Annotated in this window: 11 protein-coding genes; 2 read left to right on the forward strand and 9 right to left on the reverse strand. The window is 69.2% G+C overall.

The genetic code is table 11. The features are described from left to right. The 3 genes from ABD231_RS06060 to ABD231_RS06070 are packed head-to-tail and all read right to left on the reverse strand — an operon-like array spanning nucleotide 1 to nucleotide 2,825. Nucleotides 1–276: a PAAR domain-containing protein gene (locus ABD231_RS06060; RefSeq protein WP_132401897.1), complete on the reverse strand. Its 276-nt coding sequence runs from the start codon at nucleotides 274–276 to the stop codon at nucleotides 1–3. Nucleotides 277–286: 10 nt separating this feature from the next. Beyond that, on the reverse strand, nucleotides 287–2,119 hold the full coding sequence (locus ABD231_RS06065; protein ID WP_344146283.1) for a VgrG-related protein: 1,833 nt from the start codon (nucleotides 2,117–2,119) through the stop codon (nucleotides 287–289). A 1-nt stretch (nucleotide 2,120) separates the two neighbouring features. Then, nucleotides 2,121–2,825 (reverse strand): CIS tube protein, encoded by a 705-nt coding sequence (locus ABD231_RS06070; RefSeq protein WP_344146286.1) that lies wholly within the window; start codon nucleotides 2,823–2,825, stop codon nucleotides 2,121–2,123. 170 nt (nucleotides 2,826–2,995) lie between these two features. Between ABD231_RS06070 and ABD231_RS06075 the strand changes: the two genes are divergently transcribed. After that, on the forward strand, nucleotides 2,996–5,797 hold the full coding sequence (locus tag ABD231_RS06075; RefSeq protein ID WP_344146289.1) for an ATP-binding protein: 2,802 nt from the start codon (nucleotides 2,996–2,998) through the stop codon (nucleotides 5,795–5,797). Beyond that, the gene (locus ABD231_RS06080; RefSeq protein ID WP_344146292.1) at nucleotides 5,797–8,520 is read left to right on the forward strand and encodes an ATP-binding protein; all 2,724 of its coding nucleotides are present in this window, start codon (nucleotides 5,797–5,799) and stop codon (nucleotides 8,518–8,520) included. Before ABD231_RS06075 ends, ABD231_RS06080 begins: the two co-directional genes overlap by 1 nt. Before the next feature lie 118 nt (nucleotides 8,521–8,638). On the opposite strand, the gene ABD231_RS06085 is transcribed toward ABD231_RS06080, so the two are convergent. From ABD231_RS06085 to ABD231_RS06110, 6 genes are all read right to left on the reverse strand, one after another. Beyond that, complete coding sequence (locus ABD231_RS06085) at nucleotides 8,639–9,268, reverse strand: tetratricopeptide repeat protein (RefSeq protein ID WP_344146295.1); 630 nt, start codon at nucleotides 9,266–9,268, stop codon at nucleotides 8,639–8,641. A 289-nt stretch (nucleotides 9,269–9,557) separates the two neighbouring features. Further along, entirely contained in the window at nucleotides 9,558–9,995 is a 438-nt protein-coding gene (locus tag ABD231_RS06090; protein WP_344146298.1) for a phage tail protein, read from the reverse strand. Nucleotides 9,996–9,999: 4 nt separating this feature from the next. Then, a complete protein-coding gene (locus ABD231_RS06095) occupies nucleotides 10,000–12,291 on the reverse strand; it encodes a hypothetical protein (protein WP_344146301.1) in 2,292 nt (763 codons plus the stop codon). Continuing rightward, nucleotides 12,291–12,500 carry a DUF6760 family protein gene (locus ABD231_RS06100; protein WP_344146304.1) on the reverse strand — a complete coding sequence of 70 codons (210 nt, stop codon included), beginning with the start codon at nucleotides 12,498–12,500 and terminating at the stop codon, nucleotides 12,291–12,293. The genes ABD231_RS06095 and ABD231_RS06100 overlap by 1 nt, the downstream gene beginning before the upstream one ends. Then, nucleotides 12,446–12,907 (reverse strand): RING finger protein, encoded by a 462-nt coding sequence (locus ABD231_RS06105; RefSeq protein WP_344146753.1) that lies wholly within the window; start codon nucleotides 12,905–12,907, stop codon nucleotides 12,446–12,448. The genes ABD231_RS06100 and ABD231_RS06105 overlap by 55 nt, the downstream gene beginning before the upstream one ends. After that, a complete protein-coding gene (locus ABD231_RS06110; protein WP_344146307.1) occupies nucleotides 12,907–13,356 on the reverse strand; it encodes a phage tail protein in 450 nt (149 codons plus the stop codon). The genes ABD231_RS06105 and ABD231_RS06110 overlap by 1 nt, the downstream gene beginning before the upstream one ends. Nucleotides 13,357–13,383 lie beyond the last annotated feature (27 nt).

The following is a 13,383-nucleotide window of genomic DNA, read 5'->3' on the forward strand; positions in this document are numbered from 1 at the left end:
TCATCCTCCGATCATCACAGTGGGCGCGCCCATCGCGATGGGTGCGCCGCAGGCGGTCATGTCCCCCAGCCGGGCGGCGGGCAGGCCGCCGATCAGCACGGTCATCGATCCCGGCGGTACGACGGCCGACGGCGGATGCAGTGGGATCGCGCAGATGTGCGGGGTCCCGACCGTCGCGGCCGGCATCCCGCCGATCAGTACCGTCGGCACTCCCGGTGGTCCGAGCGCGCCGCCGTGTCCGGTCGGGTCGCCCACCCGGGCGGCTGGTCCTGGCATACCCGGCTCCCTAGTTGATCTTCACGAGTGCGGCCTGCAGGGTGAGTGCCGCGCCGCCGGTGATCTCGGTCGCGGCCTGGCCCTTGACCCCGACCTTCGCCGCCGACAGCGACGCCTCCGCGGTCCCCTGCAGAGCGACCTTGACGCCCTTGACGTTCACATCGCCGGTCCCGCCGTCGAGCGTGATCCCAGACCGCGCGGAGAGCGCGATCTTGTCTCCGCCGGTGATCTTGACGCTGCCGTTCTGGGCCGTGATGTCGACGCTGTCCTTGGCCTCCACCACGACCTTGCCGTCGCTGTGCACGGTGATCACTGGTCCGTTCCCGGCGTCCATCGAGACCTTCAGCTTGCCGTCACCGGTCTGCAGCCAGATGCCGTTCTGCGCCGCCGCCTCGAGCAGTTCCAGCGAATGCCCCGTGCGGCTGACCATCGCGCGCCGGCTCACCTGGCCCGCGCCCGAGTCCACGCTCTCCGACTGAGCGGCGTACGGGAGGTTCTTGGCGCTGTAGAGACCACCCAGCACGTACGGCGCGTCGATGGCGCCGTGGTCGAACGCGACCAGCACCTCGTCGTTGACCTCCGGGATGACCATCGCACCGCGGTTGCTGCCGGCACCGGCTTGGATGACCCGCGACCAGGTGGTGGCGAAGTCGTCGTGCATCCACGGCAGCCGAACCTTGACGCGACCGAGCTTGTCGGGGTCCTTGATGTCGGTGACGACGCCGGTGACGATGCCGTGCCGCTCGGACCCGGAGCCGCCGCTCAGACCGAGCATCGAGCGATCCTGCTGCCCGGTGACCGAGATCAGCGTGGTGTAGCCACTGTCGTTGTCGAACACGTGCCGGACCCGAGAGAGCGTGTACTTGCCGTCGAACGGCGCACCAAGGTTGCTGAGGGCAACAGCCGATCCGGCATGCAGGTTCGGGTTGCCCCGGCAGACGCCTTCCAGCTCGGCAAACGTCCCGGCCACCCGCTCGGCAAGCGCCTTGGCAGCGGCCTCCGCTGTCGCCTGGGTGCGATGCGGAACGTGCGTGACCACCCAAGGCTGCGCGCCGAACGACTTAGCCAGCTCCGCAGGCTTCGCGCCGATCTCAGCGGTCTTCGTTTGCACGGGCGCGGTCGCAGAAACCGCTCTCTGACTGGCGTCGTCCCAGCCCCGGACCTCGACCGAGGGCACTTGGCCGGCCGCGGTCACGGCCGTCCGCAACCGCAGCAGGTCGGACCCGAGCTCCAGGGCCTGAGGCTGGGTTCCGTCCGAACCACTCGGGGCGGTCGAGGCATCGACCGGCTTGGTGAAGGCGAGCGTCTTGTTCTCGACCGCCAGGTGGTAGCCGACATTGTCGGCGAGCATGCGGAGGAAGTCCCAGTCGGTCTGGTTCGCCTGACTGACCAGGTCGTGCACAGTACTGGTCGAGTCGATCGTCGCGGCCTTGATATTGTTGCGCTGAGCAACCTTCCGAACGATGTCGCTGATCGTCGACTGCTGGTACGTCATGCTCCGGGTTCCGCGCAGCATCCGGTGCGCCGCGTCGTACCCGCGCACCACCGTGAACGTGCCGGTACTGTCCACCTCGATCTCGAGCGCGGTCACCTCGGCGACCAGAAGATCGCGGGGAGCGCTCTCCTGGTGTGCGTGCACGGACAGCTTGATCTCGACACCGATCGCGATGTGCGACTTGGCCAGCACCAGGCGGTCCGGATCGCGGAAGCGCAGCGTGAACATGTCCGGCAGGTGCAGATTGTCGTCCACCCAGACGCCGGCCACGAGCGACATGAGATCGTCGGGGAGCGCTCCCCCGGCGACGCTGATCCCGAGGGTGCTGGAGATGTTGGCGTTGGCCATCTCAGCCCGCCAGCAGTTCGTCCGGCGACGGCAGCAGCAGCGTGCTGCCGGGCGCGACCCGGTGCGGGTCGTCGATGTCGTTCGCCGCGGCCAACGGCCGCCACATCGCCGGGTCGCCGTACTCGGCGTACGCGACCGCGGCCAGCGTCTCGCCTTCCAGCAACACATGGGTACGGCGTGCGGTCAGGCTGCCGGAGGTCGGGTTCTGCTTGGGCGTGATCGCCGGCATCTCCTGCAGATCGACCGTGCAGGTCGCCCGGACCGGCGTTCCCTCCGGGGTGAAGAGCGTGTACTTCGCGGTGACCGAGGTGATGAAACTCGGGAAGAAGTCGAGCGCTCCCCAGTGGAAGACCACCAGCGGCGGTACCGGCTTGTTCTTGCCCAGGCTGTTGTCGGTCGGGGCGCAGCACTCGAAGAGCGCTTTCACCGCTTTCACCACGGAGTCGTTCATGGTGTCGGTGGCGTCGAAGAACATCTCCACCGTCAGCTTGCCGGGCTCCGGCCCCTGGAACTCCGGCGGCGCGGCCTTCTTGGATCCGCGGGCCGGCTCGCTGTTCCACTTGGCGGCCTTCTTGACGGTGAGCTCGTTCGGGTTGAACTGGAACGCGATGGTGCCCTTGCTCGCGCCCAGCGTGGCGCCGGCACCCTTGTTCGGCATCGCCTCGTGGATCTCCAGGTAGGCCTTCGCCAGATTCCCACGCGCCACCGCCCGCACCACCCCTCATCACCGGCCGGCTCTCCAACCGGACCTTGCTGTCGAGGCTAGGGACGCGGCCGCCGGACAGGCAGGTGCACCAGCGCCGCACCGAGGGACCTCCCCTCTTCCCGAAAGGGCAGGTCGAATTAGGATTCCCTCACAAACGTTCTCCGCTGGGGGTGAGAGCGACGGGGTCGCCGTTACTGCAGATCGACGTACTCGGACCGGCCGAGCTGTTGACCCCTGCCCGCGAACCGGTGCCGCTGCGGCAACCGCTCACCCGGGCGCTCGCGGTCCGGCTCGGGCTCGCCCGCGGCAAACCCGTTGCCGACGGCATCCTGATCCGCGATCTCTGGGGTGATGACGACGATGCGGCCCGGCCGCTGGCCCGGCTGCGGGTGCTGGCCTCCCGGCTGCGTGGCGCACTCGGCGACCACGCCGGGGCACTGCAGCGGACCTCGGCCGGCTTCCGCCTGCTGGCCGAACCGGCTGACCTGGACGCAGCCGAGGAAGCGCTCTCTGGCCTCGATCTCAGCCGCCGCGGCGGCGACCAGGCCAGCGTGTTCGACACCGCCGCCGCTGCACTGGCCCGCTGGCGCGGTGATCCGCTGTCCGATCTGGACGGTGTCCCGTTCGTTGCTTCCGAGCGGGAACGTCTGGAGTCCTTGCGCCTGGAGCTACAGCTGGCCTGGGCCGAGGCGGGCCTGGCTCTCGGCAAGTTCGTCGAGCCGGAGCTCGAGCGACTGGTCTGCGTCCATCCCTTGCACGAACGCCTGGTCGGGCTCTCCGCGCAAGCGCTCTTCCGGGCCGGCCGCCAAGCCGATGCGCTGGACCGGTTACACGCGCTCCGGGTCCGGCTGGCCGACGAGCTCGGCATCGACCCAGCACCCGAGACGGTCTCCCTCGAGGACGACCTGCGAACTCGCCTGACCGCACCGTCAAGGCTGCGGACGTCGTTGCCGACCGCCGCGAGAACCTTCGTCGGCCGCCGGCAGGAGCAGGCCGAGCTGCTGCAGCAGATCCAGGAGCCCGGCCTGATCACCTTGCTCGGCGGCCCCGGCGCCGGAAAGACCCGGCTGGCCCGCGAGCTCGCCGCCCGGACGGCCGACGACGGCCGCCTCGTCGCCTGGCTCGATCTGGCACCCGCTCAGCCGGGAGACGACCTGGAGAGCGCTCTCGCCGGCGCCGCCGGAGCCACCAGCGGCGACCACTCGATCGGCCACTCCGCCGAACTGCTCACCGACGCACTACTAGTCGTCGACAACGCCGAACACCTCGTCGACCAGGTCGCCGCAGTAATCGACGTACTGCGCTTCAAGTCGACCGGCCTGTCCATCCTGGTCACCTCGCAGCGCCCACTCCGCCTGACCGATGAACAACTCCACCGAGTCGCCGCACTAACCGCCGCAGAGGCAACCCAGCTCTTCTGCGACCGCAGCGGCGCAGACCCAAGCGCCGCAGTCGAGCGGATCTGTGCGGCGGTCGACCGCCTCCCCCTCGGCATCGAACTCGCGGCCGGCTTGACCCGAACCCTGTCAGTCGACCAACTCGCCAAACGCATCGACCACCGCCTCCGCCTGCTAGTCCGAGGCCTCCGCGACGCCGGCCCCCGCCACGTAAGCCTGCGCTCAGCCCTCGACTGGAGCCACGAACTCCTGGGCCCCCAAGAACGCATAGCCCTCCGCCGCCTAGCCGTCTTCGCCGCCGGCTGCACCCCCGAAGCCGCCGCCTACGTTCTCACCGACAACTCCCCGACCCAAAGCGCGCGCGGCGACGCACCGGACGACGGGCGGGCGGCCGGTGGGATTGCTGGTGATCAGGTTGATGGGTTGCTGGCTGAGTTGGCTGACCGGAGTCTGATCACCAGCGGGCCGGAGCGGATCGGGTTGCTGGAGACGGTTCGCGAGTATGCACTCGATCAACTGCGTTCCTCGGGGGAAGAGAGCGCTCTACGACATCGGCACGCTGCCTGGTGTGTGGAGCTCGCGAAGTTCGGCGGAGCGTACGGACCTCAGGATCAACGGCTGCTTCTCGGCGAACCGGAGCTTGCTCGCCTGGTCCGCCTGGAAGAACCCAACATGCTCGCCGCCATCGACTGGTGCATGGGCGAGGGCAACGACCCCGGCCGGGTCAGCGAGTTCGTCGCGCCACTCGGCTGGCATTGGATGTCCCGCGGGATGATGGCGCAGGCCAGCGAATGGTTGTGTGCGTCGCTCCCCGCGTTGGCGCCGGGAACGGCAGAACGAGGGAGCGCTCTCCGAGGATTCGCATTCCAGGCCCGCAGCGTCGGCCGGTACGACGAAGCACTTGAAGCCGGGCTGGAGTGCCTGGAGATCTACCGGGCACTGGGCGACGATCGCGGTCTCGCCAGGACGTACCACGTACTGACGTTAACCAGCCTCGGACTCGACGACGTCTACGCCGCTCTCGACTACGCACACCAGGCCGGGACGATGGCCAAGACCTTAGATCTGCCGATCGTGCTCGGCGCATCGCTCAACTGCACCGGCCTCGCATTGCGCATGCTCGGCTACCCGGCCGAGGCCAAGGACCTGTTCGAGCGGGCCTACGACATCTGGGCCGCGGTCCGCGACGACGAAGGTCTCGTGCTGGCTTCGAACCATCTCGGCGTACTGGCTGTTCAAGCCGGTGACACCGCCGAGGGCCGACGCCGCGCGCTCTTCTGTCTCCGGATGGCGCGGGGTATCGGCGGCCTGCTCGGGATCCTCGACGGTCTTGCCCTGCTCGCCACAGTCGAGGCCGCCGAGGGCAACCACGAAGACGCAGTCCGGCTGATCGCCGTCGTCCAGCATCAGCGCGACGAGCTGAGCAGCCCTATCCAGGTCGCCGATGAGGCCAGCGCGCTGGCCGCCGCCTGGGAGGAGTGCCGTCGCGCCCTCGGCGCCGAGGCCCATCGGCTGGCTGCGCTAGCGCGTCGCCAATCACCGGAGACACTCGCCGCCGAGATCCTGGCCGGCTGATGCGTCTCGAGATCCGCGTTCTTGGACCGCCCGAGATCGTCTCTGCAGCTCGCGAAACCTTGCTGGTACGGCAGCCGCTCGCACAGGCCTTGGCAGTCCGGCTCGCGCTCGCCCGTGGTGAAGCGGTTGCCGACGACATCTTGATCCGCGATCTCTGGGCCGATGAGGACGCCGCCCGACCAGCCGCCCGACTGCGAGTGCTGGCCTCGCGGCTCCGCGGCGCACTCGGCGAACACTCGACCGCGTTGCGTCGCAGTCCAGCCGGGTTCAGCCTGCTGGCCGAACCCACCGATCTGAGCGCCGCCGAGAAAGCGCTCTCTACGATCGACGCCGTACGGCGTTCTGGAGATCAGGCCCGGGTGTTCGGCACGGCCGCTGCCGCGATCGATCTGTGGCGTGGGGATCCGCTGGCCGGTCTGGAGGACATTCCGTTCGTCGACGCGGAACAGCGGCGGATGCAAACGCTCCACGTGGATCTCCAGCTCGCATGGGCCGAGGCTGGGCTGGCGCTCGGTCGGCCGGTCGGACCGGAGCTCGAGCGGATGATCGCCGTCCATCCACTGCACGAACGGCTGGTCGGGTTGTCCGCGCTCGCGCTGACCCGAGCCGGTCGGCAGGCGGAGGCCCTCGATCGATTGCGCGGACTGCGATCCCGGCTCGCCGATGAACTCGGGATCGACCCGACCCCGGAGACCGTCGCGCTCGAAGACGACCTACGCGGTCATCGCCCACCCGCTCCGCGAATTCCGTTGCCTACGGCAGCGAAAAACTTCGTCGGCCGCGATCGCGAACTGACCGCATTACTGCGCGAACTCCGCCGGCCGACACTGATCACCTTGCTGGGCGGACCGGGCGCTGGCAAGACGAGACTGGCCCGAGAAGTCGCGGCCCAAGCTGCCGAGCACGGCCGCTCAGTAGCGTGGCTCGACCTTGCGCCCTTACGCCAAGGCGACAACCTCATCGCCGCATTGGCTGGTGCCGTCGGAGCCGACGGCGGTGGCGAGTCGCTAGGACACTCCGCCGAACTGCTCGCGGGCGCGCTGCTCGTTGTCGACAACGCCGAGCACCTCGCGGACGCCGTCGTACCGATGATCGACGCGTTGCGATTCAAAGCCGTCGACCTGTCGATACTGGTCACCTCGCAACTCGCGTTGGGCTTGTCCGATGAGCAGGTACGACGGGTTGGGCCGTTGGCTGCTGCGGATGCGGCGCAGTTGTTCTGCGACCGCTGCGGCGCCGAGCCAAGCCCTGCGGTGGAACAGATCTGCGCCGCGGTCGACCGGCTCCCACTCGGCATCGAACTGGCCGCAGGTCTGACGCGGACGTTGTCCGTCGAACAGCTCGCGGCCCGGATCGAAGGCCGGCTCCGGCTGTCGATCCGCGGGTTCCGTCCTGCCGAATCTCGCCATTCGAGTCTGCGCGCAGCGCTGGACTGGAGCCACGAACTGCTGGAACCACCGGTACGAACGGTTCTGCGGCGGATGGCGGTCTTCGCCGGCGGGTGCGCGTTGGATGCGGCCGAGCAGGTGCTCGCGGGCGACGGCATCGAGCCCGACGAGGTGGCCGAACTGCTCGCGGTTCTCGTCGACCGCAGCCTGGTCACGATGGATGCGGACGAGCGGTTCAGCTTGCTGGAGACCGTGCGTGAGTACGGCCTCGAACATCTCCGGGCGGCCGGTGAGGAGACCGCCGTACGGAATCGGCATGTTCGGTGGTGTGTGGAGCTGGCGCAGTTCAGCCGGCATGCGGCAGCGCTGCATCAGCGGCTCGCGTTGCGGCAGCAGGTGACTGGCCGGGTACTGCGGCTCGAGGAGCCGAACCTGGTGGCTGCGATCGACTGGTGCCTTGCCGAGGGCAACGATCCGGCGCGGGTCGGTGAGATCGTCGCGCCGCTGTCGTGGCACTGGGTGTTCCGCGGACTGATGGGCCAGGCTCGTGGGTGGCTGCGCGCGTCGCTGGCCGGACTCACCGAGCCGACCGTCGAGCGAGCTGCTGCGTTGGCTGGATTGGCTGCGCAAACGCGGTTCGCGGGTGGGTTCGCCGAGGCCTTGGAGACCGGGCTGGAGAGCGCTGCCATCTACCGTTCTCTCGGTGACAACCGTGGGCTGGCGATCGCTTCCCAGGGACTGACGTTGACGAGTCTCGCGCTTGATGACGTGTACGCGGCACTGCAGTTCGGGCACGAGGCCGAAGTGCTCACCCGCGAGCTCGGGATGGGCGTCGTACTGGGGGCTGCGCTGAACTGCAACGGGATGGCGCTGCGGCAACTGGGGTATCCGGTCGAGGCCCGGGCCTTCATCATCGAGGCGTACGACGTCTGGGCCGCGGTGAACGACGAGCAGGGCAAGGTGCTGGCGATCGGGAGTCTCGGTCTGCTGGACTTCCAGGCCGGAGATCACGAGAGAGCGCGATCTCGCGCTCTGGAGGCGCTCCGAATCGCTCGCGGGATCGGGTACTCGACCGGCGTACTGGACTGTTTCGGACTGCTCGCGATCCTGGCCGCCGCTGAGGGTTCCTATGAGTTCGCCGTCCGGCTGCTCGCCGTCAGCGACCACCAACGCGCCGAGATCGGCGCCCCCGTCTTCATCGCCGACCGCCTGCAAGCCGAAGCCACCGCCTGGTCCCAATGCCGAGCCGCCCTAGGCCCCGAAACCGACCGCCTAGCCACCCTCGCCCGCCACCAGTCCCCCGAACCCCTCGCCGCCGAGCTCCTCGCCCTTTGATCCCTCGACCCGCGGCCCTCGCGATTAGACAAGATCTCTTGTGCAAGACACATTGCAAGGACCGGCGGACTGGCGGACGACCCTATCCGCCGCGCCAGGCCGGCGGAGCGATGTTTGGTCAGAGCCGCCCGCGGGCCTCGGCCAGCTGGTTCAGGACAGCGGTGGCGCCGGCTTTCTCCGCGAGCGCGGTGGCCTCGGCCAGCAGAGCCTCGGCGTCGGCCGATCGCCCTTCGTCGATCGCGAGGTGAACGAGACCGACCAGGTTCGCCGCCACCCCCTCAGTGAAACCGAGTGCCCGACGGAGCTCGGTCGACTCCCCCAGCAGCCGACCTGCCTCTTCGGTACGACCGGCCCGGTGAGCGGCAATACCGAGATGCCGGAGCGCATAAGACAAGATCAGCTGATCCCCGCTCCGACGAGCCAGCTCAGCCGAGGACTCCAGCGCAACCAGCGCCGGCTCGTCGTCGTGCCGCACGACCTGATGGAAACAGCCGATCCAGAACGACGCCTCCGCCCGAGCCCTGTCGTCCCCCTCGGACAACTCGAGCGCACGCTGAAACAGCTCCAGCTCACGCGGATCCTCGTCGCGCGTGTCGAGGAACCGGGCGTGCAGCATCTTCCCCCGAGCCAGCGCCAACTCAGCCTCGACCGCATCCAGCTCGCGATCCGCCCCAGCCAGTCCCGTCAGGTCCCCCTGAAAGATCGCCCGCTCGTACTCTTCACCGGCCCGCCGCACGCGCTCATCCACCCCACCAACCTAGCCACCACCAAGCTCAGCCCTCTGCCATTTGCGTGCCTAGCCAGCCATATCGGGGGTTCCGCACCGTGGTTATGAGTACACAACCCCCAATTTGACTGCCTAGCCAGGCAAATGCGCGGGGAGGCGGACCTGCGTCACCCACTAACTGCGTTGGGGAAGGTGGGTTCAGGCGTGAGTATCGTCGGGAAACGGCGGTTGGTGGGTGGTGGCGGTCCGCGGGGGTGCCAGCGTGCAGGACCCAGTCGTGGCAGCGCGGTGGGTTCGGTCGGCGGGTGGGTCAGGCGCCGGTGTCGATGAAGCCGTGGTGGGCTATTTCGATGGTTTCGGTGAGGACGTCGGCGGGGCCTTTGGTGAAGGTGGGGCCGGTCCAGCGGACGGGGATCACGTCGATGAGGCCCCAGCGGGCTACTACCGTGCCGTCGTTGGTCATGGCGGTGATCTGGCCGGTACGGCGTTGGACGCCGGCGGCCAGGCCGGAGATCCACTTGGCGACGCGCTCGGTTTCCTTGGTGAGCGGGCGGGTGAGCTTGATGTTCGGGAATTTGAGGCGGGACGGGATCTGCAGCATGTAGGCGTTGTTGCCGCCTTCGTTGCGTTGCTCGATCACGACTTCGACCCCGAGTCCTTCGCAACTGGTGAACAGGCCGAGGTCGACGTCGTCCACCTGCACCATGAAGCGGACGCCGACAGCCGGCATCAGGTCGGTTCCACTCATTGCGTCACCACATCCGATCCATCAAGGTGCCTGTGCGGTCGCGGTCGACGACCAGTTCTGCGCGGAGGCGGCGGGCGATTGGTTCGTACAGCCGCCGAGCCAGGCCGTCGACGTCGGCGGCGGAGAGCGCTCCCCCGGTTCCCGATGGCGTTCCCGAGGCCGGCGTACTGGCTGGTGGGGCGGCGGGGGCGGCGGGTGGGAGGGCGACCGAGGTGGAGGTTTCGTCGGCGCTGACGCTCTGGACGACGTTGCCTTCGACCAGACCGCCCGCCGCGGCAGACCCCGCAGCGGGCGGCCGGGCCACCGCCGGTGCAGGCCCGGCGTCACCGGCCGGGCTGCCGACGGTGCTCATGTTCCCCTGGGCTGCCGGAGCGGCAGAAACTGTTGGCAGGCTGGGGAGGCCTGCGGATGAGCCGGATGTTCCTGGGGTGCTCGGGGGAACGGGTGGGACGCCGTAGCTGGTGCCGGAGGGGCCTGCGCTGTCGACCGAGTGCGGTGGGAGGTAGGTGATCGGCTGGGCCGGTGATGCGGCGTTGCCGGTCGGGGGTGACAGCATCTCGCTGACGTCGGAGCTGAGAGCGCGCTCTCCGAGTAGAGGTACGGTCGCGCCTGCTGCGCTTGCGATGTCTTGGAAGGCGCCGGTGACGACGGGTGGCACGGGGAGCATTTGGTTGCTGCCAGCAACCGATCGGGCTAGTGCGAGGGGTGGTACGGCGGCTGCGGGGGAAGTGGGGATCGCTACCTCGGTGGATCCGGCGGCGGCGAGGTTCGCGGCGATCGCGGATGGGTCGGCGGGTGGGGAGGCTACCGGGAGGGCCTGGGATGGGAGCGGTCCGGCGAGTGGGGCCCCGAGGCCGGCCCGGCGGCGGGAGAGACCGGCAGGCGCCCCTGCCGGAGCCGCCGGGCCGGCCGATTGAGAAGCCACCGGCAGACCGGCAGCGGTTGTGCCGGGAGCCGTCGCCTCGACCGCCTGAGCCACGTCGGCTGAGCCGGATACGGGGCCGCCTGTCGGCGTGAGGGTTGGCAGGAGGTTCTGGAGGGTTGGGACGGTGAGTGCGCGGCGGGCGTCGGCGGGAAGTGCTGCGGTGACTTGGCTCAGTCCCGGAGCCGCGAGCCGCGCCAACGGCATCGAGGCTGCTGAAGCGGGACCGCCGAGGGCCGGGGCGGCCGCCGTACCAGCGTCTGCCGGACCGACGACGGAACTGATTGCTGATGGCAACAGGTCGGCTGCGGAACCGGGTCCAGCCAGAGGCAGCGAGGCCGGACCGGATGAGCCGAGAAGTTCGGCGGCTGCACCTGAGGCGGAGCCGGATCCGATCGCGGAGGCGAGGGAGGAGGTGAGCGCGGGAGCTTCGCCGAGGGATGGAGCTGAGGTGGCTGTGGGGGCTGCGCCGCCGGCCAGGAGTTCGCCGAATGTTGGCTCATTCATGAGTGCTGCGAGGGCGGGGCGGGCCAGGGCTAGCTGTCCGTCGAACACGGCAGAGCCGGCCGAACCCGAACTGCCCAGCAAAGCCGCCGTGGCGGCAGGAGCGGCGCCGAGCGCGGAGCCGGCGCCTGCGCCTGCGCCTGCGCCTGCGCCTGCGCCTGCGCCTGCGCCTGCGAGGGTGGGGCGGGCTAGAGCTGGCTCTCCATCGGACACGGCAGAGCCGGCCGAACCCGAACTGCCCAGCAAAGCCGCCGTGGCGGCAGGAGCGGCGCCGAGCGCGGAGCCTGCGGCTGCGGCTGCGCCCGCGCCTGTGTCTGCGCCTGCGCCTGCGCCTGCGCCTGTGCCTGCAAGGGTGGGGCGGGCTAGAGCTAGCGCTCCATCGGACACGGCAGAGCCGGCCGAACCCGAAGTGCCCAGCACAGCCGCCGTGGCGGCGGAGCTGGCATTTGCCAGGGGGCCAGAGCCGGGGCCGACAGCAGTGCCGGAGGCTGAGGCTGTTGAGGCGAGGAGTGCGGCCTCGGGGCTGGCTGCTGCGGGCCTGCCGGCGCGGTTGCCGGTGAGGGCGTTGCGGACTGCTTGGATTACGCGGCCGATGGGCCCTGGGGCGGCCGGAGCCTCGTCAGCACCCGAGCCTTCACCGGTGAGGGCGCCAGGGAACGAACTGTACGGGCGGACGTCCAGGGCTGCGTCTGCGGCGTAGGGGCGGGGTTGGCCGGGGGTTATGAGGTTGGACAGGAGGCCGCTGGGGGCGGTGGGGTCTAGGTGGTGGGCCATGTCGCCGGTGAAGGCGGGTGAGCGCCAGGACGGGATCCAGTCGCCGCTCGGCGGGCGCAGGGTCGCGGGGGCGCCCTGGGCTAGCTGGCCGATCATCAGTCTCCCTCGGTGATGCGGCGGTTGATCTTGGAGATCTCAGTGACGAACGCCTGCCGCTGCGGGTGTTCGAGGTCGAGGATGTCGTCCAGGCGCCAATGGAAGTGATAGGCGACGTACGCGATCTCCTCCTGCAGGCGGCCGGTCGCGTACGTCAGGATTCCCCCAGGCGGCCACCGGCGATGTCGACGGCGAACTGTTGTTCGCACGACGGGCAGGTGACGGCGGCGCGGGTGTGGCCTTCGGAGTTGATGCGGCGGTAGAGGTCCTGGAGGAAGGCGACGTCGGAGGCGAACATGTTCTCGACCACCTGGGCGTCGATCCGGGACACGTCGCCTAGGCGGGTGATCACGCGGGCCAGCAGGACGACTGTGGTGAAGGCCGGGTTCTCCTGGACACGGGCGTCGTACAGGGGTAGGAGCTCGTCGCGGGCTGTTGCCAAGCGCATCGTTCCCGATTTGTGTACGACGCCTTCCGCGTCCATGTAGCCGCGCGGGAGCTCGAAGTCGAACTCGGTGCGCAGCGTCGGTGCGGGCGTGGCCGCCGCCGGGGCGGGCGCGGGCTCCGCAGGGGAGGCCGCGTCCGCCACGAGGGTGTTGGTGTGGGCGCGACGCATCACGCGTACTCCATCTCGTCCCAGCACACGGTGAACTTCTCGGTCAGTGCTTCGGTCGAACCGGCCTTCAGGGTGCCGCCGAGCTCGACGTCCTTGATCCAGCAGTTGCGGAAGTTCAGCCGGCGCAGCGGCTGGCCGTCGGAGGTGTAGATGCACACCTCGGCGGTCTTGCGGGCGCCCTTGATGTCGCCCTGCATGACCGACTTCAGCCAGTCGGTGACGGTCTTGGAGTCGGTCAGGCCGCGGGTGACGGTGAACGTGGACGGCTTCGGCCGCCCCATCACCTGGCGGGCCACGAACTTGCCGTCCTTGGCCTGCTCGGAGAACGAGATCATGTCGACCTCGGCCTTCAGGCCGGAGACCTCCATGACATAAGGCACCTCGACCCCGTCGATCGAAACGCTGAACGAATACGCGGTCGCCATGTCCATGGCGTCAGCGAGTGGCATCGGAATCTCCCTTTCCTAAAGGCTTGG

The organism is Kribbella yunnanensis, assembly GCF_039529655.1.
GTDB classification, from domain to species: domain Bacteria; phylum Actinomycetota; class Actinomycetes; order Propionibacteriales; family Kribbellaceae; genus Kribbella; species Kribbella yunnanensis.